Genomic DNA, 23,228 nt, shown 5'->3' on the forward strand with positions numbered 1-23,228 from the left:
GTTTTTTTAGGTCTTCAACCGATTCCCTTATGTGTATTTCTGCTTTTTTTCCCATCTATAAATATACAAAAAATATACGGCATTACACATCTATTTTGGTATTAGACCTTCATATTCATGCTATATTTAAAGGCTGAAAAGTATGTTGTAGCAAGAAGAAGAAATTTAGATTTAAATTAAAAATTTAAATAGTAAAACGGCTGCTTTCAGGTTACTTCGAAAACAGCCGTTTTTTTTTATTTAAAATTCAATTATAAAACCAATAAAGGTGCAATGATACCAATACTAAATCGTCCGGTATTTCTATCTATTGCAGAGAATTGCGTTGTTGAATAATTAGAGTAATCGTACTTTCTAGCGACATAACTTGCAAAAAACTTTAAGTTCATATCTTTAAATGGTGCGTATTCGATGGTAGGGATTAATCCAAAAGTAGTGACTAATTTTTCTGAACTACCATTCAATTCAGAGTATGTATTATTGGTCATAAGCGATAATAACAAGTTAACTTTCGGTTGTACTTGGTATTCTGCTCGTACCCAATGTTCCACATATTTAACATGCTCTCCTGGGCGCTGAAACCCTGTAGCCACGATATTTGAGGCAATGCCTTTATTATCTAAATCTTCAAGGCTATATTGGAAATCATACATAAGTGTGAATTTTTTTGAATTAAATTTATTTCCTAGCACTAAATAGTTCATCACTTTGTCTTTAGCTTCAGTAAAGTAACTGTAGCTGTAGTTTGTTTGGAATTTTCCGTTAAATAAACTCCCTCTCCACGATGCTACAAATGCTAAAGGTGCTCTTGCTGCTGTAATTCCAGAAATATCATAGCCATCGTATTGGGTTTCTAAAGATTTTGTTCTGGTATTTAATACTTGCAAGCCAAAGGTGTTTTTTCCGTTCTTCAGTGTATGGGAGAGGCCTGCTCCAATCAAATAGTTGTCTGCATATTCAATAAGGTCATTATATTCAAGAATATCAATCGGATTATAGTCTAATTCCCATCCTCCCCAATCTGCAGATTGTTTACCAACAGTTAAGTTCGTTTGAGGGGACAAAGCAAACACCAAATAGGCAAGATCGGTTGATCGGCTCATATTATCAAGATCGCCCACTTTATGTTCGCGCGTATATCGGTCTCGAAATCTAAAGCTTACCTTTTCATGTATTTTACCTTTAACTTCCAAGCGAAATTGATTGGCAGAGAAGTTAGAGCTTTCATAATCTCCTTCTTCAAACCTATTATCAAATGCTAAACGCGTATTAAAAATAACATTCACATTCTTTAATAGAGATTGTTTTGTTATCGGGATTAAGGATTGGTATTCCAAGTCTGATTTGTTTTCTTGGGATTGCGCAACTGCAATAATTGGCAATAAAATAACTGCTAAATAAATAAAATATCGTTTCATCTTTAATTTTTTAAGTTTATAGTTCTATACATTATAATATTAAGAAGCCCAATAGAAAGCCTACGGAAACCGCAACAATTGTAGAGGCAAAACCAGGGCGGTTGAAACTGTGGTTAACCACGTATTTTCCTATTTTGGTACTTCCTGTTCTATCAAAATTAATGGCAGCCAACAGTGTTGGGTAGCCGGGTAATACGTAGAAACTATTTACGGTAGGAAAGGAGGCTATTAAGACTAAAGGCGATAACCCCAGAGCAATTCCCAGTGGTATCAAGGTCTTAACAGTAGCAGCTTGGCTAAACATAATAATTCCCAATGCAAATAAAGCTATGGCAAACGTCCACGGATGTGCATTTACAATGCTTCCTAACGATTCTTTAATAACTTCAGAATTGTTTTCCATAAAAGTAGAAGCCATCCATACCACACCAAACACGGAGATGGTTGCAGATGCCATAGAACTAAATAAACTGACTTGAGTTACGGTAACCGCACTGGTTTTGGTTATGAGCATCATGGCAGCAGACGCAGCTAAAGTGATTAAACAAATAACTGTAACCATGGAAACGGTACCGTCGCTTTTAACAACTAAATCCTCTTGTCCCGGTCCAAAATTAGGCAGAACATCTGGAAAAGCGCCAGCTACTACAATAAGTAGAATGGCAATGCTAAAAATCATAACCGATGTTTTAGCACCAGCTTTAACTTTATTTCCACTGCTTTCTGAGCTAGTATCAATAGTTTTTGCAAACTCAGGGTTTTTCATTTTCTCTAAAAAAAGGGGATCTTCGTTTAATTCCAATCCTTTTTTTCTAACCACAAAACAAGCAGCCAATGTTCCCAATAAGCCTGCTGGAATAGAAATCATCATCACATCAAAAAGAGCCCCAGGATAGCCCAACAACACAACAAGTGCGGCCGTACAGGCACTAATTGGACTACCGGTTAACGCTAAGTGAGAAGCGATTACCGAAGCGCTTAAGGGGCGTTCTGGACGGATTCTTTTTTTAGTTGCAACTTCAGAAATTATAGGTAATATAGAATATACAATATGAGAAGTTCCGGCAAACAAGCACAAAACATAGGTTGCGAAAGGAGCAATAAAAGTAACGTTTGAAGGGTTGCTCCTTATCACCTTTTCTGCTAAACTCACCAAATAATCTAAGCCCCCTGATGCCTGAAGTGTTGCCGCAGTTGTAACAATGGCTATAATGATAAGCATTACATCTAACGGAGGGTTGCTAGGCTTCATGTGGAAGGCAAATACAAAAATTACCAATCCAAATATTCCCATTACGCCAAGTCCAATCCCTTTCATTCGAGATCCAATAAGGATCATAACTAAAAGAACGGCAAATTCAATCCAAAACATAAGCTCAGAAATTTAATTTAGTTACCACTTGAAATGTACAATCACAAGTGCAGGTTTTAAACTGAGAGCCACTTATTGTAGCGCCCAGTTTTTTTTATGAATGATTATTAATAGTCGAAAAAGTTGCTTTGAATTTTATCGCGATTATTAGTTTCCATTAAAGATAACATCAATAAAATCCTAGCTTTTTGAGGATTAAGGTCGTCTCCAACCACAAAACCAAGTGCGGCATCATCTACTTCATTAAATAATGTAATTCTACCTGCTCCTGCTCTATTAGATCGGCAAACCACGATGCCTTTTTTAGATGCATTTTCAAGAGACTTACCAACAGCAGCATTAAAATTACCATTACCCATGCCAGCATACACAATTCCCTTAACATTTGTATTCAATAAAGCATCAACTGTAACTGGGCTTGCATCGGCATAACCATAGATAACTTCAACTTGAGGTAAAGAGGTTGCTTTGCTTACATCGAATTTTTTTTCTGGATTACGTAAGGATTGATAGTAGTAATTTACTTTACCATCGTATATTAAACCTATCGGTCCGAAATTACGAGATTGAAAAGTAGCTGTACTTGTGGTAATCGTTTTGGTTACATCTCTAGCATCAAAAACCAACTCATTCATAGCGACAACAACGCCTTTACCTTGGCTGCTAGGATCTGCAGCAACCATTACGGCATCCAATAGGTTTTTATTTCCATCTTGGCTCATTGCTGTAGAGGGGCGCATGGCACCTACCAAAACAACAGGCTTGTCAAAAAATACGGTTAAATCGAGAAAAGTAGCTGTTTCTTCCATGGTATCTGTGCCGTGAGTAATAACAATTCCATCTGCAGCATTTTCTGCAAAAATTTCATTGATTCTTTTAGAGAGTTTTAACCATACTTCAACGCTCATGTCTTGGCTGCCAATTTGGGCAATTTGCTCTCCTTTAACCTTTGCTAAATCGTGAATTTGGGGCACAGCACTCAATAAAATATCTATTGGTACCTTTCCTGCTGTATAGGCAGCTTTTGTTGCAGATTCTCCAGCCCCAGCAATAGTACCGCCAGTAGCAAGGATAGTAACTCTTGGTAATACTTTAGTTGTATTTTTTTTGTTTTGAGCCTGAATTTGCAACGTAGAAACGAACAAAATCAGTACAACGATTCCTCTTCTAATCAAATTAGTATTCATAATCATTTAGTTTTAAATTATTATTAGTTATGCATTTATATACTTAGGCGTTATTAAATTTTCTAATGAATAAATTTCATCCCATTTAGCCTGAGAAATCAATTTTCGTTCAATCACCACAATATCATGAACACTTTTACCAGTTTTAAGCGCCTCTCCAGCAATGCTAGAACTTTCTTCGTAACCAAGAATGGGGTTTAATTGGGTAACAATTCCAATGCTATTCATAACCATATTGAAACAATGATCGGTATTAGCGGTAATGCCATTTATACATTTATCTACCAAGCTTGTAATGGCGTTGCCTAAATATTCTAATGATGTAAACATGGCAAATGCAATAACAGGTTCCATAACATTTAATTGTAATTGCCCCGCTTCTGCGGCCATGGTGACGGTTAAATCTTGGCCGATAACATAAAAGCAGGTCTGATTTACAACCTCAGGGATTACTGGATTAACTTTTCCTGGCATGATTGAAGAGCCTGGTTGCCGTGCTGGTAAATTAATTTCATTGAAACCTGTTCGTGGCCCAGAACTCAACAAACGTAAATCGTTGCATATTTTAGAAACCTTAACCGCTGTTCTTTTTAAGGTTCCCATTATTTGGACATATGCACCAGTATCAACAGTGGCTTCAACTAAGTCTGGAGACAATGAGAGTGGAATTCCAACTTCTTTTACTAAATAATCTAGGCAAATCTCAGAGAAACCTTCAGGAGCATTTACTTTTGTTCCAATAGCCGTTGCGCCCATATTTATTTCCAATAATAAACTTTGTGCCTCTTTTAAGCGTTTCACATCTTCACCTATTGTTGTTGCATAAGCATGGAATTCCTGGCCCAAAGTCATAGGAACAGCATCTTGTAACTGCGTACGGCCCATTTTTAAAACATTATTAAAAGCAACGCCCTTTTCTTGAAAAGCAGTTTCCAATCGTTCTAAAATGGTAATAAAGTGTTCCATTTTTAAATATAGAGCAATTCTAAAGGCCGATGGATAAACGTCATTGGTAGATTGGGAACAGTTTACATGGTTATTGGGATGCAAAAACTTATACTCTCCCTTTTTATGGCCTAAATACTCAAGACCAATATTTGCAATAACTTCATTTGAATTCATGTTTACCGATGTTCCTGCACCTCCTTGAATTAAATCACTAACAAATTCTTTATCAAAATTTCCAGCAATTAATTGATCTGCACCATACGATATGGCTTCCGCAATTTTTCCATCTAAAACACCACAGTCTTTATTTGCCAATGCAGCAGCTTTCTTTACATAACCTAATGCTTTTATCAGTAAGGGTTCTTTCGAAATAGATAATCCCGTAATATTGAAATTCTCTAAGGCTCGAAACGTTTGAATGCCATAATACACATCATTTGGAATGTTTAATTCACCTAAAAAATCGTGTTCTTTTCTTGTAGCTTTCATAATAAATTCTTTAAAGTTATTTTGATAACATTACATTTAAATCAAAATATTGTTGAATAAAAATATTTTTTAAAAAAATAAGCGCATAATAATATTGAATTCGTAATTATTAAACAAAGTTAGGTTGGGGGATAAAAAAAAAAACTGATAAAAGTCATGAAAAAAAACAGACGGGATTTCGCAATTAAATAGAGCTAAAAAAATATGATGTAGTAAAAAACTAAAGCGTTCTTTTTTTTGTTATGGAAGAAGATAAATATGATGAAAAAAGTCCTATATGACTGTAAATATTGATAAAAACGAGATCTGCTTAAGAAGGGAGTTTCGCTAGTATTTGATGGTTTTAGATTAAGTTGGTGTAAGAATTTAGTTATGCTTACGAAAAGCATAAATAAATGTTAAAATATTGTGTGTTTATGAAGTTGATGGATTGTATTACAATTTTAGAATTAAAACTTGATTTTAGGCTAAGTATACCAGTCGTAAAAATAAAATGAATAGGTTATTCTGTTTTATTTTATAAAAAAGTTACATGAATAATCCTGCTTAAGAATTTGATTTAGGTCTTATTTTGGAGTTTATTTTAATACCTCCAGTTTTAAGGTGACTTAAGTGTTGTTTATAAGTTTTTGCAATGCAGTAACAGTTGGAATCCTTTTTTTAGAGGGTTTTCAAAATACAGCAAAAAAAAAAGAACAGGTACAAACATGTGCTTGTCCTGTTCTTATTATAAGATCTATTTTATTTAAGCTAAGGTTTAGAACATGGCTTATGCTTCACAACTTGCGCAGTCTTTTTTCTGTGCAAATTTTTGGGCTGCATTCATGCTATGCTGATAATATAGAGATTTCAAGCCTAGTTTCCATGCTGAAATATGAATTTTATTTATGTCCTTAACAGGCATTTCAGGATGGACTATAATATTTAAAGATTGGCCTTGGTCTATATGATTTTGACGGTTAGCGGCTTGATAAATAAGGTCCAATTGGTCTATTTCTGAATAGGTTTTAAAAACATCCTTCTCTTCTTGCGTTAAGAAATCAAGATGCTGTACAGAGCCGTCGTAATCGCGAATATTTCGCCATACCTCTACTGTATTCATCCCTTTTTCTTCAAGTAGTTTCTCTAAGAATGAATTTTTTATAGTTGTTTTTATCTTAGCAATATCTTTCACGTATACATTAGACCAGATGGGCTCAATACCTTGTGAAACTTGCCCTAAAATAAAAGCAGATGACGTTGTTGGAGCAATCGCATTTAATGTTGCATTACGTCTTCCATATCCCTTAAGAACGGTTGGCTCTCCAAACATTTCAGCTAATTCTCTAGAAGCCTTATAAGATTTTTCCTCGATAGCCTTAAAGATTTCACTGTTTAAATTATACGCTTTTTGGCTATTTAAAGGTAGCATTTTCGATTGTAATAAGGAATGCCAACCCAAAACCCCTAAACCTAAGGCGCGATTGTCTTTGGCGAAATTATAGGCACGCTCCATAAACATGAAGGTTTGCCTGTCTTCTCGGCTCTCCGAATCGCGATAAGCCTCTAATTTTTCTACAAATTCAGTAATGACGGCATCTAAGAAATAAACCATAGTTTCAACCGCATCGGTGTCCTTCCATTTATCATAATGCAATAAATTAACAGAGGACAGCACGCATACAAAAGACCAGTCGTCGTTGGAAGGCAACATGATTTCTGTACAAAGGTTACTGGCATAGATTGGGAGGCTCTTGTCTTTATAAACATCAGCCGCCGCGTTATTGGCATTGTCTTTAAAGAAAATATAGGGATAGCCCATTTCGCCTCTTCTTTGAAGTACTTTTGCCCAAATGGCACGTTTTTTTTCATCACCATCTATCATGTCTTGCATCCATTCATTAGTAACCGTAACACCATGGGTAAGCTCTTGGATAGGGTTTCCTTCTGTACCGATTTCTAAAAACTCCATAATATCTGGATGTTCAACAGGTAAATAGGGGGAGAAGCGTCCACGTCTCACCGATCCTTGACTTACGACATCGACCATAGATTCAAATAACTGCATGATATGAACCGCTCCAGAAGCTTGTCCGTTATTTTTAACCTCGGCGCCACGATGACGGATTTTTCCAAAATATCCTGAAGTTCCTCCGCCTAGTTTAGACATCATACCTACTTCCGATTGGGTATATAAAATATTACCCATATCATCACCAATATGCGACCCAAAACAACTAATAGGAAGGCCTCTTCGCTTCCCAAAGTTAGACCAAACGGGTGATGCTAAAGAGAAAAAACCTTCAGACATGTACTTGAAAAATTTGTCTGAATATCCAGGGATACCCAATATATCTTCTGCTCTATCTGCAATTTCACGAATGCGCTCTTCTGCATTAACGCCTGGTGAAAGATAGCCAGATGCTAAAAAATTTCGGCTGTGCTCATTAAGCCATTCGAAGCCTTGTGATTCCTTTTCTCCTGTTTTATGGAGCGCTTTTTTACGAGCGTTTAAAAGATTTTCAGTTTCTGAAACTGTTTTTGAATTCTTTGTGTCGAGGGTTTTGTTTTGATCGTTCATTTAAAAAAGGTCATCACTTGTTATACTTTGGGTTCTTTTACTGTAATTAATAGAGCGTTTCACGAAGAAATCTCCGTGTTTTGTTCCAATTATCTCATCGTCAAACCATTCGGTCTGTGCTAATAGTTTTTCGTCTATCTCAAATATTTTTCCAATTCCTATGCTTTCAAGAGAATTGTTGAAGCGGTTTTTAATAAATTCATTAACCACGGCCTTAGGCAAGAAGTCAAGCTCTCCGTCTTCAAAAATCCAATCTACTATTCGGCTTTCAGAGGTAAAGGCTTCTCTACATATTTCTTGGATCACACTGTTGTAGCTATCGTCAAACCACCCTGGGTTTTCTTGCTTGATAATTTTAATGATATCAATTCCAAAATCACCATGAATTTGTTCTTCTTTTGATGTGGCTTCCACAACATTAGAAATTCCTTTAAGCATATTTTTATGCTTGTTAAAAGCCATAATAATTAAAAATTGCGAGAATAAAGAAACGTGTTCTATAAAAAGAGAGAATAATAAGATAGACTCTGCATACTCTTTATTGTCATCACTTTTGGCGTTTTTAAGAGCGGTTTCTAAATAATGAACCCGCATCATGATTACTGGTTTTTTCTTTAGATTCTTAAATTCTTCATTAAGGCCTAAAATTTCTAATAAATGGGAATACGCATCATGATGGCGCACTTCGCTTTCTGCAAATGTAGCGCCAACAGAACCTATTTCTGGTTTAGGCATTCGGTGATAAATATCGCCCCAAAAGCTTTTAACAGCAACCTCAATTTGAGAGATGGCAAGCATGGTGTTTTTTATGGCACTACGCTCCACTTCAGAAAGGCGGGTTTTAAAATCTTGAATATCACTTGTAAAGTTAAATTCGGTATGGATCCAGTAAGAATGGCGAATGGCTGGCACATAGTCATAGAGGGCTGGATATTCATAAGGCTTTAAATTGATACGCTTTTCAAATATATTGAGCTTGCGTTTTTGGGTTTGTTGATTTCTATAGAGAATATAACCTTTGGCTACATCAAAAAAACCACTTTCCATCAATTTAGTTTCCACGAAATCTTGTACCTCTTCTACGGTAGGAATGTATTTTCCGTCCAATGCTTTTCTTTCCAGAAGGGCTTCGTAAACCTTTCCCGAAATAAGCTGAGCATCTTCTGGACCACCGTGGTTTGCCGCGGTCATGGCCTTTAGAATAGCTTCTGTAATATTTTTTAAATGAAAGATTTTTATATTAAAATCTCTTTTTATGACGTGGGTAATCTCCATGGCAATAAGGACTAATTATTATGAATAAATGTGATATGCAAAGATGTGAACTTTATCAATATCTTTCCATTTCGAGATCATATTGTTGTCAAATAATTATTAACAATTGGTTTGTTTATAGAAAAAAAAGAGAAAAGACTCCGTTGTTTTTATAGAATGACTTTTATAGTTTGTTGGAGTTTTTTTGTTGGTTTTTATGGTGCATCCTTACGAAACGCTTTAAATTTGCACAAGAAATACAAACAGGTGCAGAGCGTATCATAGGCTTCTAGATTTTAAAGATTTTCCAAGAAATCTTAAGGTATTAAAAACCACCTCGTATAGCTATATGGAATTATAAATCACATAAGGATCAGCTCTTTTTTGATAGGGCTTTTGGCTGTAAATAAGAGCATTATTAATGGACGTTGTTTTTAAAGAAATTATAAAAAAATGGAGTACGCATGATCATAAAGATAAGTCTTATAATGAAAAGCAACTTACAAATCTATTATACAAACAAAAAATAGAACTTGAGCTTGTAGAGCATGCTTTACAGGAGTACGATATGTATTTTGAAAGGGTTAAGAGGTACTTGTTTTTTCCTAAGTGGAACCTACTAATGCGAGATTTTCCATCATGGTTTGATATTGTAGAAAATAAGATGGAAGGACTTGAAAAAGCTTTCATTGATGAAGCACATGCCATAGAGGATGATAATGCGAAGTTGTGGATTATGGCTAAAGTTAAAAGGAGCATTAAAAATTCAAATTATGGTTTTTTATATGAAGCCGTAATATCTTTACCTGATGGTATTTCAACTCCTAGCCAAGAAGGGATTCCTATAAATTTATGGTGGAAAGACGTGCCTCAAAATAATAATGTTCGAGGTGTTTACTTAGCTTATTATCGGAGACAGTCTACTATGATTTTTAGGCTGTCTCATGAGTTGTCTGAAGCGCATCTAAACACTGTATTTCGTTTTAAGCCAAAGCCTATAGATTTCCTTAAAGGTGTTAAGAATCGGTTTAAAGCCTCATATATGATGCCGTCTAACTTAACACATAAACTGTTTTATAAAACTGATTTTTTAGAGTATAGTTCTAATAAAATCAACACCGAGGATTCTAGGCTTAATTTATCTCAAAATGAAGCTGTAAATCGCGTATTTAACCAGAATATAACTTTTATTTGGGGGCCTCCAGGAACTGGGAAAACCTATACATTGGCAAAACTAATAACTAAAGCGTGTTGTCAAGGCTTAAGCGTGTTGGCAGTAGGGATTTCTAATGCTTCTATTGATGTTTTGGGCTTAGAAATTATTAGAGAATTTGATAATTACAGCGCATCTTCAAAAAAGATAATCAACGAAAGAAAACTGTTGCGGTTTGGTTATCCTGTTTTGCCTGAAATTGTTAATGATAACCGGTTATATCCCGATAAAGCGTTAGTAGATCACTTGAGAAAGGACTATGCGACCGTGCTTAAGGTTTTAAGAAATGACCATGGTTTAAGTCTTGAGGAAAAGGCTATGGCTAGGAATAAGCAGTTTATTTTAAAAAATGAAATCAAACAAATAAATCAAAAACGCATTCGCGAAGCTACACTTGTTTTTACTACTGCTGCACAATGTTTTATTGGTGATGATTTTGGAAATAAAACATATGATCTTGTTGTTATAGACGAAGTAGGGATGATGCCATTAATACAAACCTTGACCATGGCAGGCTTTTCGAATGATAAATTGGTTGTTGCGGGAGATTATAAACAGTTAGGGCCAATTAGCATGGGGAGAACTGAAGCGGTTGATAATTGGTTTAATAAAGATGTTTTTGAATATTTTAAAGATGTGGCGGGCTTTGAAGAAAACATGACGGTGATGTTAACAGAGCAAAGAAGAATGCACCCTGAAATTTGTGATTTGGTTAATACTCGGTTCTATTCTGGGAAATTAACCACGTGCTATACTTCAGATTTTGAAGAAATCGGCCTTTTTAACCACACACTCGCTACCCCATATTGTTTTATTCCTGTAGGGCCAAAGGAGGGATCTGTAGTTAGGTCTACAGAAGGAAGGTCTAGGGTTAATGCTAGAACTTCTCAAATTGTTAGCGATATAGTAGAGCATATTCTCATTAATAATACCAATATAAACATAGGTGTAATAACCCCTTATAATGGACAGGTTACGCAAATTAGGCGGCTTTTAAATAGTAAAAGGCTATCAAAAGAGCAATTGCATAGAGTGAAAACAGGAACCATACATGCGTTTCAAGGGTCTGGATTTGATATGATTATCTATGATATTGTAGATAATAGTGAAAAAAATATAGGCATGCTTTACAAAGGCTTTCAAGGGGAACGTTTATTAAATGTGGCACTATCTAGAGCGAAACATAAATTAATAATTGTTGGCGATCCTAAAGTTTTTTCAATGACAGATGACCTCCAAGAAGTTTCAAAAAAACTAAGATCATTTATGGTAGAACTTAGAATGTCTGCATATCAGCTTGGTATAGAAAGTATGCCACGATAATGTATAAAAAATGAAAGGGGTTTCTTCTTAATATGTAATTGAGGGTTTATAGGGGTTACACCTGTAAAAGACCAAGGTTAAATTTCTTTTCAATAGGGGCGTGGTTCGCGGCTTCAATTCCCATGCTAATCCATGTTCTGGTGTCCAAGGGGTTGATAATCGCGTCGGTCCAGATACGGGCTGCTGCATAATATGGAGAAACCTGATTATCATATCTGTCCTTGATTGTATTAAAAAGAGCGTCTTCTTTTTCTTTAGTTATCTTCTCACCTTTCTTTTCTAAAGAGGCCTTTTCAATTTGCAACAATACTTTTGCAGCAGAGTTTCCACTCATTACAGCCAGTTCGGCACTGGGCCAGGCCACAATAAGTCGAGGGTCGTAAGCTTTGCCACACATAGCGTAATTGCCGGCGCCGTAGCTGTTGCCAATAATTATTGTGAATTTAGGCACTACGGAATTACTGACCGCATTAACCATCTTGGCCCCATCTTTTATAATGCCACCATGTTCGCTCTTGCTGCCAACCATAAAACCAGTAACATCTTGTAAGAATACCAGAGGGATTTTCTTTTGGTTGCAATTGGCTATAAATCGTGTGGCTTTGTCTGCACTGTCATTATAGATAACTCCACCAAATTGCATTTCACCACTAGAGGTTTTTACCAACTTTCGTTGGTTGGCAACAATGCCAACCGCCCAACCCTCAATGCGAGCATAGCAAGTAATAATCGTTTTTCCGTAGCCCGCCTTATATTCATCAAACTCTGAGCGATCCACCAAACGTTTGATTATCTCATACATATCATATTGATCGGCGCGGCTTTTTGGAAGAATCCCATAGATATCTTCTGGGGTTTCTTTAGGTTTTTCAGCGGGCTTTCGGTTGAAGCCTGCTTTATCGTAATCTCCAATTTTATCGATAATATTTTGAATGGTATTAAGGGCATCTGCATCATCCTTAGCTTTATAATCGGTAACTCCAGATATGTCACAATGTGTTGTGGCACCCCCCAAGGTTTCGTTATCTATAGTTTCTCCAATGGCGGCTTTAACCAAATAACTACCAGCAAGAAAGATGCTTCCTGTTTTATCTACAATTAGGGCTTCATCGCTCATAATAGGTAAATACGCACCTCCAGCAACACAGCTTCCCATAATGGCAGCAATCTGGGTAATTCCCATACTGCTCATAATAGCGTTATTTCTAAAAATACGACCAAAATGGTCTTTATCTGGAAAAATTTCATCTTGCATAGGTAGGTAAACCCCAGCAGAATCTACCAAATAAATAATAGGTAACTTGTTTTCAATAGCAATTTCTTGTGCGCGAAGATTTTTTTTTCCGGTAATAGGAAACCAGGCCCCAGCCTTAACCGTAGCGTCATTGGCCACTACAATGCATTGCTTCCCTTTTATATAGCCCATTTTTACAATAACGCCACCAGAAGGGCAACCGCCATGTTCTTCGTACATATCTGCACCTGCAAAAGCGGCTATTTCGATAGATTTTGAACCAGTATCTAATAGATAGTCAACACGTTCCCGTGCTGTCATTTTTCCTTTTTGATGCTGTTTTTCAATATTTTTTTTTCCGCCGCCCAATTTTACTTGTGCTAAACGTTTGTTTAAATCTGAAATTAAAAGTTTATTATGATCTTCGTTTTTGTTGAAGTTGATGTCCATGTTCCCGTGAAATTTAAAGCTAAAATACAAAAGTATTCTATCTAAATTTATATGCTAAAGGCTTTTAAGAATGGATTAGTACATCTAATTGTATTACATGGTAATATTTCCCATGGTAACTAAATGTTTTTTTTGTATATTTGTGTAAACAAAAAACAATTTGATGAAAAAAATATTAGTATTTGGAGGCAGTAATAGTAAAAAATCAATTAACAAAAAACTGGCCGTTTATGCTTCGAGCTTAATGGAAAATGCCCAGGCAAACATTTTAGATTTAAATGATTTCGAGTTGCCTATGTATGGTATTGACTTAGAAAATGAAAAAGGTATTCCGGAAAACGCAAGTCTTTTTTTAAATTTAATTAAAGATTCAGATGGGGTTATCATGTCTTTAGCAGAGAATAATGGTGCCTATACGGCTGTTTTTAAAAATCTTTTTGATTGGATTTCGAGAATTGAAAGTAAAACATTTTTTGGCAAACCAATATTATTAATGGCTACTGCACCAGGGGCTAGAGGCGGAATTAGTGTTTTAGAAATGGCACAAGCAAGGTTTCCATACCATGATGCGCATATTGCTGCTACATTTTCATTGCCTTTTTTCAATGATAATTTTTCAGAAGATAAAATAACAGATTTCGAATTTAATCTTAAATTAAAGGATGCTGTACAGTTATTTGAAAAAGAACTTTAAAAACTAAGGAAATGCAAGTAAACCACATAAAGTTAAATAATAAAGGGACGTTTTCTTTAAAAAAGGATGGTGAAGAAATAGGGGAAATGACGTATGTATTTGTCAATGATAAGCATATCGATATAAATCACACGTTTATTGAAAAAGCCTATAGAGGTCAAGACTTAGGTTTAGAGTTGATAAAAGCTTCTGTAGAATTTATGAAAGCCCATCATTTAAAAGCTATTCCAACTTGTCCATATGTTAAGAAAGTATTTGATGAAAACCCAATTTATAAAGCATTTAGGGTTTAGTATAGATGTTTTCTTTTCAAACCGATTTACAATATATAACATTACTATCAGAACATGGGAGATTTATCTAAAGATATTCAGTCGGAATTTGCTAATAACAAGATAAAAGCCATGCTTAATATTTTGTACACAGCCAACTGGATTACGAGTTATCAAAATGAATTTTTTAAACCTTATGGCATTTCTCCACAGCAATATAATATTCTAAGGATATTAAAAGGTTCAAATAAACCTTTAAGCGTACAGGTTATAAAAGATAGAATGATAGTACGTGCACCAAACACCACGCGACTAATGGATAAGTTATGTGCAAAAAAATACATAGAGCGTCTGCCTTCGCAACAGGATAGGCGGGTGGTTAAAATAATAATTACCCAAGAAGGAAGGGCGCTTTTAGATTCTATTCCCATTAATTTTAATAGCGATTTAATTAAGAATATTAACGAAACAGAAGCAGAGCAATTGAGCAATCTGCTTGACAAAATAAGATGAATTCTAGCGAAATCGAAAATGGCTTAAAAGAAAATATTTTCGTCTTCAATAGTGTAAAAAAGCAAAATAATATGAAAATAATAATCCATAAAGCCAGTAATAGAGGCGTAGCAGACCATGGTTGGTTGTTAGCCCATCATTCGTTTAGTTTTGCAAGTTTTTTTGATAAGGATAAAGTACAGTTTGGAGCATTAAGGGTTTTAAACGACGATGTTATTGCACCCAAGATGGGTTTTGGAACTCATGCACATAAGAATATGGAAATTATAACGATTCCTCTTAAAGGAGTGCTTAAACACCGAGATTCTATGCATGAGGATTGGCAATCTGTTTTGCCAGGGGAAGTTCAGGTTATGAGCGCAGGTAGCGGGATAGAGCATTCAGAAATCAATGGTTCGTTAGAAGAGCATTTGAGCCTGTTTCAAATATGGATTGTACCTAATAAGCGTGATGTAACCCCGCGATATGACCAAAAATTATTTCGTGATGAAAATCACAAAAATAAAACACAGGTACTAGTATCATCCATAAACGAAAATCAAGAAAACAGTTTAAAGATACATCAAGACGCCCTTATTTCTAGAATGGATTTAGATAAAGACAAGTCTTTTAAGTATCATTTGAAAAGTGAAACTCATGGAGTTTATGTTATGGTAATCCATGGTCATGTAACTATTTCTAGTACAGATCTAACCACTCGAGATGCTATTGGTATAAGTGAAACTAAATTGTTTTCAATAATGTCCAATGAAGATTCTAGCCTTTTGTTTATAGAGGTTCCTATGGCGTTTTAAACTGAATAACAAGTCTCTTTAAATAAAAATTAAGGATAAACTGTATTTGTTTTTTCTTGGCTTGCATGCCATTTTCGTAATATAATAATACCTATTGCAATTAGCACACCTATTCCTGCCATAGCCGCGCCAACCCAGTCGGCAGCGGTATAGCCATATCCCATGGCAATGGGGATACCTGCAAAATAGGCTCCAGAAGCATTTCCTATGTTGAAGGCACTTTGGTTTAATGATGAGCCTAAAGTTTCAGAGCCTGTCGACGCATTTATTATCGCGACTTGAATGGGGGTGGACAAGCAGAAGGTTACTGTACCTATTATAAAGGTCATAACTAAAACCATCACCTTATCAGAAGCTAAAACAGTATTTAAGGATAAACAAACCACCATAAGTACCAACGTTATGATTACAGCATAAATAGGAGTAAACTTTTCAGCCAACTTGGCGCCAATAAAGTTCCCAATTACCATACCTAAACCTGCTAATACCATAGCGAGCGCCACCATCTCTTTTGGGTGTCCAGCTACATCGGTAATTAAAGGCGATATATAGCTGTACCAAGCGAAAAAACCACCAGTACCGATAGTGGTTAGCGCTATAATGAGCCAGAGTTCTAAACGTTTAAAAATTCTAAATTCTTTAAAGAAATTAGATTCCAAAGAGGGTTTAAAGTAGGGCATCCAGACCTTTACACTTAAAACAGCCAATACGCCTACCAGACCAACCATAAAAAAGGTAACATTCCAACTAAAGTGTTTTCCAAGATAAGTTCCTAAAGGCACCCCTAATAAATTAGCAAATGTTAATCCACTAAACATAATGGCAATGCCCTTTGCTTCTTTTCCTGGTTTAGATAATTTACCGGCCACTACAGCACCAATCCCGAAAAAAGCACCATGTGGTAAACCTGATAAAAAACGTAAAACTATAAAAGAAGAATATCCAGTGGCAAAAGCCGATAAAGTGTTAAATACGGTAAACCAAAGCATTAAAACCAGTAACACTTGGTTTGCAGGCCATTTGCTTCCTAAACCAGTAAGTATTGGAGCACCAATTACCACACCTAATGCGTAAGCAGAAATAAAATGTCCTGCTTCTGGTATACTAATATTAAAAGCACTAGCAACATCAGGCAGAATACCCATAATTACAAATTCGGTTAACCCAATTCCAAATCCTCCAACTGCTAGGGATAATAAAGCTTTGTTCATTAAACAGTATCGTTTTTTATTAAAAAAGAGAATGCAAAAGTAGATAGTAGGAACTGAAATCTTATAATAATACGATTAAAAAAAAGTTAATTGAACAGTCTTGATAAGAAGGGGTGTTCTATTACAGATATCTGGATTTATAGGGCTTGTTTTGAACAATTGGTAGTATAAATAGGTTCTATGATGAAATAGTTAGAGGTTTTTTTTTAAAGCTTGAAATAGGGATATAGATCCAGCACATTAATAGGTAATTTGAGACTTAAAACTAGCTGTTAAAATATTATTATTTTTATACTTTACTTTTACTACTAAAAACACGATATTTGTTTGAATTTTGCGCAAAAAAAAAGAAGTCTTTTTTTAAATTGAAAGTCAATTAAGAAAATAAGGACATAATCTCGCTTTATAACGATTGTTAAAAGTGGAGCGCTTTAATATGTAAAGTATGGCAATGAATAAAAATACCGTGTTAGCGTGGGCAACATGGGTTATGATATTAGTAGGGGTAGTTTTAATTGCGCTTGGCGCATTTCGATATGATGATGTAGCAGGCTGGGGATTTGCAGCTGTAGGTATTGGTTTTTTTGCCATTGCTTGGGTTTTTAATGCCTTAAAAGGGCGTGTTTAAAGAGATACAATTGTTTATTTACGATTTAAAGATTAAGAAAAATGAGTGACGATAAAAAAGTTATTTTTTCAATGTCTGGATTAACCAAGACATTTCCGGGTGCAAATACTCCGGTTTTAAAAAATATTTATTTAAGTTTTTTTTACGGTGCTAAAATTGGAATTTTAGGACTTAATGGTTCTGGAAAGTCTACTCTGCTTAAAATTATAGCAGGAACTGATAAGAATTTTCAAGGTGATGTAACCTTTTTACAAGATTACTCTGTGGGGTATTTGGAACAGGAACCGCAATTGGATGAGAACAAAACGGTTTTAGAAATTGTTAAAGAAGGAGCAGCAGAAACCGTTGCTATTCTTGATGAATACAATAAAATCAATGATATGTTCGGGTTGGAAGAAGTGTATTCCAATGCTGATAAAATGGAAAAATTGATGAACCGACAAGCAGAGCTTCAAGACCAAATTGATGCTGCCGACGCTTGGGAACTCGATACTAAGTTGGAGATTGCCATGGATGCTTTGCGCACCCCCGATGGCGACAAGAAAATAAGCGTATTGTCTGGTGGTGAGCGGCGTCGTGTAGCTTTATGCCGACTGCTTTTGCAAGAACCAGACGTGTTGTTGTTAGATGAACCTACCAACCATTTAGATGCCGAATCTGTACATTGGTTAGAGCATCACTTGGCACAATATAAGGGTACCGTAATTGCGGTAACGCACGATAGGTATTTCTTGGATAATGTAGCGGGGTGGATTTTGGAACTGGATAGGGGAGAAGGAATTCCTTGGAAAGGGAACTACTCGTCTTGGTTAGACCAAAAGTCAAAACGTTTGGCACAGGAAAGCAAAACGGCATCCAAACGCCAAAAAACCTTAGAACGTGAGCTAGAATGGGTACGACAAGGTGCTAAAGGCCGTCAAACGAAGCAAAAAGCGCGTTTAAATAATTACGATAAATTAATGAGTCAAGACCAAAAACAGCTTGACGAAAAACTAGAAATATACATTCCTAACGGACCGCGTTTAGGTACAAATGTTATTGAAGCTAAGGGCGTGAGCAAAGGTTATGATGACAAACTGTTATATGAGGATTTAAACTTTAAGCTGCCTCAAGCAGGAATTGTAGGGGTTATAGGGCCTAATGGTGCGGGTAAAACCACTATTTTTAGAATGATTATGGGTGAAGAAACACCTGATAAGGGTGAGTTTGTGGTTGGAGAAACAGCAAAATTAGCTTATGTAGATCAAAAACATTCTAATATCGATCCAGAAAAAACCATTTGGCAAAACTTTAGTGATGAACAAGACCTTATTTTAATGGGCGGAAAAGAAGTGAACTCCCGTGCTTACTTAAGTCGCTTTAATTTTTCTGGTGGTGAACAGAATAAAAAAGTGAAACTATTATCTGGTGGGGAGCGTAACCGGTTACATTTAGCCATGACGCTTAAAGAAGAAGGTAACGTATTGCTTTTAGATGAGCCAACGAACGACCTCGATGTAAATACACTACGGGCTTTAGAGGAAGGTTTAGAGAATTTTGCAGGATGTGCCGTAGTTATTAGTCACGACCGGTGGTTTTTAGACCGTATTTGTACTCATATATTGGCTTTTGAAGGAAATTCGCAAGTGTATTTCTTTGAAGGTGGTTTTTCTGAATATGAAGAAAATAAAAAGAAACGTCTTGGTGGCGATTTAATGCCGAAACGTATAAAGTACAAAAAATTAGTCCGATAAATTATTAAAGACGCCCGCTGTAAAGAGGGCGTTTTTTTATTGAAAGCATTAAAAGGGAATTCTATCCTAAAAAGAGTGTGCGTTTTAATTTTAGGATTTCTTTGTTTTTTCACTAAAACCTTATGTATTTTAGAACACCAATTATTTTATAAGAAGTTGCTTCAAAATCCTGAAAATGAAGTATGTTGTTATGTTTTTTTATCTTCTATCGTATTCGTGATATTGACATATTAAGTGTGTAGTATCTTAATAAATTCACCAATAACTTTAAGTTCTTCCAAATCATTTTCATCCAAAATGATATCTTTATAAATAGAATCAGAAGAAAATGGTTTTAAAATTATTGATTTGTGAATCCAGCTATCCTCAGTTGTTGTTTTTTCACTGTGATATGTTTTTATTGTATAACCAGCTCCAAAATCTGAATCTTGAATATTATAGTGTTCGACCAAAACAATTTTTCCTTCTCTTGTACCTCCAGAATACGTTTTAAACAAACACCATGACCCATCTGGAATCCGTTTATTCATCGATTCTCCTAGAACTTGGCAAACAAAATACCCTTCGGTAACGGATACATTCATAGGCAATTCAACCCAGTCAAATGCTTCATGCTCAGACTGGATTTGCAAATCGCTAAATCCACCAGCTACAGCATAAATGTCATAAATTGGTACTGAGTTAACGTATGGTCTAACATCCCTAAAAGGAAGAATTCGTAATTTACTTTCTTTTTTATAAGTAGGAATATGTTTTTTAAAATATGCGCTTAAATTCTTATCACAAGCATAGATGTAAGTGCCTTTTATAGCCCTGTACATCATTGTTTTATAAATATTAATAATGTAGGTTTTTAAATCTTCATCTGTTGTTTGTTGTTTTCCATACTTATCAAAGTACTTTTCTCTAATTATTTCGATTTGTTGAGTTTTTGGATTAAAAACAATTTCCTCACCGAAAATAATTCCAGCATAGTTTAAATCATAACCTTGAGTTGTATGAATACTTCCAATCTCATTAAAAGCATTTGGTGAACTCACCCAATCATCTGGAGTCCTATTCCATTGAAATTTAAGCCCCTCAATTTCAATATCTATTGCGTTAGGGGTTTTTCCTCTTATATCAGAAAGCCAAGGCCAAGAGAAACCTGCAATCAATCGACATAAATTGTATTTATCTTCTTTTATTTCAAGTTGAGCATATAAATCTTTTAAAGAGTCAAAGACCAATAAGTCATATTTGTCTGAAATGTACTTGTCTTTTTTATCCTTTTTAACATGTAAAATATTATCCACAAACGTTATGTAATCATTACCACCTTGTGAGCGCATTTGTGATTTAAGTTCAATAATAATTGATTCTTTATCAGAGATGAGTTTATCAAAATTAGAAGCGTCTATGTCAGATGGTTTTACAGATTGAGCAGAATCATAAAAAAATATTTGGTGTTTACTATTTGCAATTATCCAATCTAATTCATTCCCTGAATCATCTAATCCTAGTTTCTCATTACATTGTTTGAAAGCGCCTCTCCAACTAATGTTTTTATATTGCCTTAATCGATGCGCTTCATCAACAATTAATAAATCATATTCTTTTTTAAAGGTTTGAGCAGGGCTAATTACCATTGATTTTTTCAGACCAGGAGTTTTAGAGAAAACATTCTGCAATGTTTTTCTTAAAGAACTCATAGCTACAACAAATCCAATTTCAGCTTTAGGATATTTTTTTTTGAAAGCTTTTATTAAAGTGATTTCATAGATTTCATTTTCATTGAAATCATCTTTATAAGACTCTGAAACATCGGAAATAAGTAGTTTTATTAAGTAAGTTGCAAGAATGGTTTTTCCTGTACCTGCACTTCCTTTAATGAAAATTTGATTTGACTTTTTATGTGTGAGTGATTCCATAATTTCAATTACGGAATTGTATTGGTTTTCATTAAGTGATTTATAGGGAGAATATTTAAATAGCTCCGTATTTTCAATTTCTTGAAGGGACTTGCTTACGATTTTGTTCTCTACTAATTTGTCCCAAATACTTGTGAAAAGATTTTTATATAAATCTTGTTGGTAGTAGTTGTGATTAATTAATCCATAATTACCATTATGTAATTCATAAGACCCTTCTGAAGATAGATATTGAATTAATTTTGATTCAATATCTAAAGCAACAGATTTATTAAATTTATCAGAACCAATTATTGAAACTTGGTTAAAAGCTTTTGCTTTATCTGGATTTGCTAAATGATTTTTTATTCGATTTGAAAAATTGGTTGATTCTCCAACATAGGCCACCTTTTTGGAATCGTTTTGAAGGAAGTAAACTAGAGGCCATTGGTTTTTGACCCATATGTTTTCATTTATTTTATCTAATGATTTTTTATTAAAATCATAGCATTCAGAAATTTCCACAGATAATTCAAAGGACAAATTCATAGTTCATTATACTTTTTCGCAGTTCCTTTTGCTTTTTCTATAGGATATTTTTTTGCGTTTTTTTGCATTTTATCCAAAACAATCTCCATAACATCAAAATTATATTTTTCTGCAAGTAGGAAAGCAAAGGAAAACACATCTGCTAGTTCTTCTTTAATTTTTTCTTTATTGGCTTCTTCTGCTTTTTTCCATAGAAATAGCTCTAGTAACTCGCTTGATTCAATATTAATTGCAAGTGCTAAATCTTTGGGATTGTGAAATTGGCTCCATTCTCGATCATCTCTAAATTTAACTAACTCTTCAATGATTTTTTTAATATCATTCATGAATTATAGTTTTAAGTATTTATTTGCCAACTCATATTCTTTATCAAAAGGAAGTTGCAATTGTTTTAACATCTCTGGAATTGCTATTGCCCAGCTCACATAGTAATACGCTAACGTTTTGTAGCCAGAGAAATTACTATTCTTTATGGATGGAATTGAGTAGTTCTTTTTGTTTGGATCAATACCCTGAGTTCCAATAGTTGCAATTTCAAAAGCAATTTTCTTTGTTTCTTCATTAGAGGTTTTAGAAAAATAACGAATTGCATCTGTCATGAACATGGCAACACCCATATTTATTTCCCCCGAAGAATGTTCCTTAAGGAATTTTTTCATTTTTCTATCTGCAGATGAATCGGTAGAATTGGCACCTAATGGGTCGGCTTCAATTTCCTTTAGAACTGATTCTAAAGTTTTTTGACGATATTCTGATTCGGACACAAGCGTAAAGTAGCTGTCGAGATCTAAATCTTCTGCCCAATGATTTATTAATTCATATTCTTCACCTGGAGCTTTGTCCTTTCTATATTCATTAAACTCAGCATATAGTTCGTTTGCTTGGGTTAGCTCTAACTTTGAAGCTTTAAACTGATCAATTAAATCAAGATGGAATAAGTTTTTAAAATGTAAAGCATTTATAATGTTTAGAACTTTTGATTTTGAAAGGATATTTTTTGGAGAGTTTTTTACAATTTCTTTTTTCGTAGTGGCTTCAATTCCTTCTTGTAGCAATGTTAGCAACGATAAAAATTGAATAGGCCTAATAGACTCCAATTGATTAAAGATTCTGTCTTCAATAAATAAATCAATAGGTGTATTGTAAATCTGTCTATTTAAACCTTCAAATAATGCAGAAAAATAATTAGATATATTTTCTTCTGAAACACCGTTTTTATGTAGCTTAGAAGCTTCTTTCTCTAAAGAGAAAAAGAATTTTGATTTGTTAGATTGATTACTAATGAAAAGTTCATTTAAATCTTTTCTTCTAGCTTCTTCCACTAATTCTAAATGAATTAACTCATGAAGTACTAAATGTTCTACACCAATATAATTTGGTTTATATTTTATAAAATGATAATCTCTATCATAATTTTCTGCAAATTCAATTTTAGCAGCCGTTGGTATAGAATTATCTTCTTCAATGCGAATTTCTTTTTCAGTGAGATAAGTGAGT

18 protein-coding genes are annotated in these 23,228 nt (G+C 34.7%); 7 read left to right on the plus strand and 11 right to left on the minus strand.

Features of this window, described 5'->3' with window-relative positions; translation table 11 throughout:
• Window positions 1–251 precede the first annotated feature (251 nt).
• From ACFFU9_RS04400 to ACFFU9_RS04425, 6 genes are all read right to left on the minus strand, one after another.
• Window positions 252–1,418 carry a porin gene (locus tag ACFFU9_RS04400; RefSeq protein ID WP_379860165.1) on the minus strand — a complete coding sequence of 389 codons (1,167 nt, stop codon included), beginning with the start codon at window positions 1,416–1,418 and terminating at the stop codon, window positions 252–254.
• 31 nt (window positions 1,419–1,449) lie between these two features.
• Window positions 1,450–2,790 (minus strand): anaerobic C4-dicarboxylate transporter, encoded by a 1,341-nt coding sequence (locus ACFFU9_RS04405; protein ID WP_379860166.1) that lies wholly within the window; start codon window positions 2,788–2,790, stop codon window positions 1,450–1,452.
• 107 nt (window positions 2,791–2,897) lie between these two features.
• A complete protein-coding gene (locus ACFFU9_RS04410) occupies window positions 2,898–3,977 on the minus strand; it encodes a type II asparaginase (RefSeq protein ID WP_379860167.1) in 1,080 nt (359 codons plus the stop codon).
• A gap of 27 nt (window positions 3,978–4,004) precedes the next feature.
• On the minus strand, window positions 4,005–5,414 hold the full coding sequence (gene aspA / locus ACFFU9_RS04415) for an aspartate ammonia-lyase (protein WP_379860168.1): 1,410 nt from the start codon (window positions 5,412–5,414) through the stop codon (window positions 4,005–4,007).
• A 769-nt stretch (window positions 5,415–6,183) separates the two neighbouring features.
• Window positions 6,184–7,974 (minus strand): ribonucleoside-diphosphate reductase subunit alpha, encoded by a 1,791-nt coding sequence (locus ACFFU9_RS04420; protein ID WP_379860169.1) that lies wholly within the window; start codon window positions 7,972–7,974, stop codon window positions 6,184–6,186.
• The gene (locus ACFFU9_RS04425; RefSeq protein WP_379860170.1) at window positions 7,975–9,249 is read right to left on the minus strand and encodes a ribonucleotide-diphosphate reductase subunit beta; all 1,275 of its coding nucleotides are present in this window, start codon (window positions 9,247–9,249) and stop codon (window positions 7,975–7,977) included.
• A gap of 400 nt (window positions 9,250–9,649) precedes the next feature.
• Here ACFFU9_RS04425 and ACFFU9_RS04430 point away from each other — a divergent pair, with 400 nt between their 5' ends.
• Window positions 9,650–11,764, plus strand: coding sequence for a DEAD/DEAH box helicase (locus ACFFU9_RS04430; protein WP_379860171.1), 2,115 nt, complete (start codon window positions 9,650–9,652; stop codon window positions 11,762–11,764).
• Window positions 11,765–11,819: 55 nt separating this feature from the next.
• On the opposite strand, the gene ACFFU9_RS04435 is transcribed toward ACFFU9_RS04430, so the two are convergent.
• Window positions 11,820–13,448: an acyl-CoA carboxylase subunit beta gene (locus ACFFU9_RS04435; protein WP_379860172.1), complete on the minus strand. Its 1,629-nt coding sequence runs from the start codon at window positions 13,446–13,448 to the stop codon at window positions 11,820–11,822.
• Between the two features lie 163 nt (window positions 13,449–13,611).
• On the opposite strand from ACFFU9_RS04435, the gene ACFFU9_RS04440 reads away from it, so the two are divergent.
• From ACFFU9_RS04440 to ACFFU9_RS04455, 4 genes are all read left to right on the plus strand, one after another.
• A complete protein-coding gene (locus ACFFU9_RS04440) occupies window positions 13,612–14,142 on the plus strand; it encodes an NADPH-dependent FMN reductase (protein WP_379860173.1) in 531 nt (176 codons plus the stop codon).
• Between the two features lie 11 nt (window positions 14,143–14,153).
• Entirely contained in the window at window positions 14,154–14,435 is a 282-nt protein-coding gene (locus ACFFU9_RS04445; protein ID WP_379860174.1) for a GNAT family N-acetyltransferase, read from the plus strand.
• A gap of 54 nt (window positions 14,436–14,489) precedes the next feature.
• A complete protein-coding gene (locus ACFFU9_RS04450; RefSeq protein ID WP_379860175.1) occupies window positions 14,490–14,927 on the plus strand; it encodes a MarR family winged helix-turn-helix transcriptional regulator in 438 nt (145 codons plus the stop codon).
• A gap of 71 nt (window positions 14,928–14,998) precedes the next feature.
• Window positions 14,999–15,721: a pirin family protein gene (locus tag ACFFU9_RS04455; protein WP_379860176.1), complete on the plus strand. Its 723-nt coding sequence runs from the start codon at window positions 14,999–15,001 to the stop codon at window positions 15,719–15,721.
• Window positions 15,722–15,750: 29 nt separating this feature from the next.
• Here the strand turns inward: ACFFU9_RS04455 and ACFFU9_RS04460 are convergent, their stop codons facing one another.
• Window positions 15,751–16,932 (minus strand): MFS transporter, encoded by a 1,182-nt coding sequence (locus tag ACFFU9_RS04460; RefSeq protein WP_379860177.1) that lies wholly within the window; start codon window positions 16,930–16,932, stop codon window positions 15,751–15,753.
• 445 nt (window positions 16,933–17,377) lie between these two features.
• Between ACFFU9_RS04460 and ACFFU9_RS04465 the strand changes: the two genes are divergently transcribed.
• Window positions 17,378–17,560: a CAL67264 family membrane protein gene (locus tag ACFFU9_RS04465; protein WP_379860178.1), complete on the plus strand. Its 183-nt coding sequence runs from the start codon at window positions 17,378–17,380 to the stop codon at window positions 17,558–17,560.
• Between the two features lie 41 nt (window positions 17,561–17,601).
• Window positions 17,602–19,293, plus strand: a complete 1,692-nt coding sequence (gene ettA / locus ACFFU9_RS04470) for an energy-dependent translational throttle protein EttA (RefSeq protein ID WP_379860179.1) — start codon at window positions 17,602–17,604, stop codon at window positions 19,291–19,293.
• A gap of 230 nt (window positions 19,294–19,523) precedes the next feature.
• On the opposite strand, the gene ACFFU9_RS04475 is transcribed toward ettA, so the two are convergent.
• From ACFFU9_RS04475 to ACFFU9_RS04485, 3 genes are read right to left on the minus strand one after another with little or no spacing between them, the layout of a single operon-like run.
• Window positions 19,524–21,731 (minus strand): DNA/RNA helicase domain-containing protein, encoded by a 2,208-nt coding sequence (locus tag ACFFU9_RS04475; protein ID WP_379860180.1) that lies wholly within the window; start codon window positions 21,729–21,731, stop codon window positions 19,524–19,526.
• A complete protein-coding gene (locus ACFFU9_RS04480; RefSeq protein WP_379860181.1) occupies window positions 21,728–22,057 on the minus strand; it encodes a nucleotide pyrophosphohydrolase in 330 nt (109 codons plus the stop codon). Before ACFFU9_RS04480 ends, ACFFU9_RS04475 begins: the two co-directional genes overlap by 4 nt.
• A 3-nt stretch (window positions 22,058–22,060) precedes the next feature.
• The gene (locus ACFFU9_RS04485; RefSeq protein WP_379860182.1) at window positions 22,061–23,053 is read right to left on the minus strand and encodes a hypothetical protein; all 993 of its coding nucleotides are present in this window, start codon (window positions 23,051–23,053) and stop codon (window positions 22,061–22,063) included.
• Window positions 23,054–23,228 lie beyond the last annotated feature (175 nt).

The organism is Mariniflexile ostreae (assembly GCF_042427585.1).
In the GTDB taxonomy this organism is placed as follows: domain Bacteria; phylum Bacteroidota; class Bacteroidia; order Flavobacteriales; family Flavobacteriaceae; genus Pseudalgibacter; species Pseudalgibacter ostreae.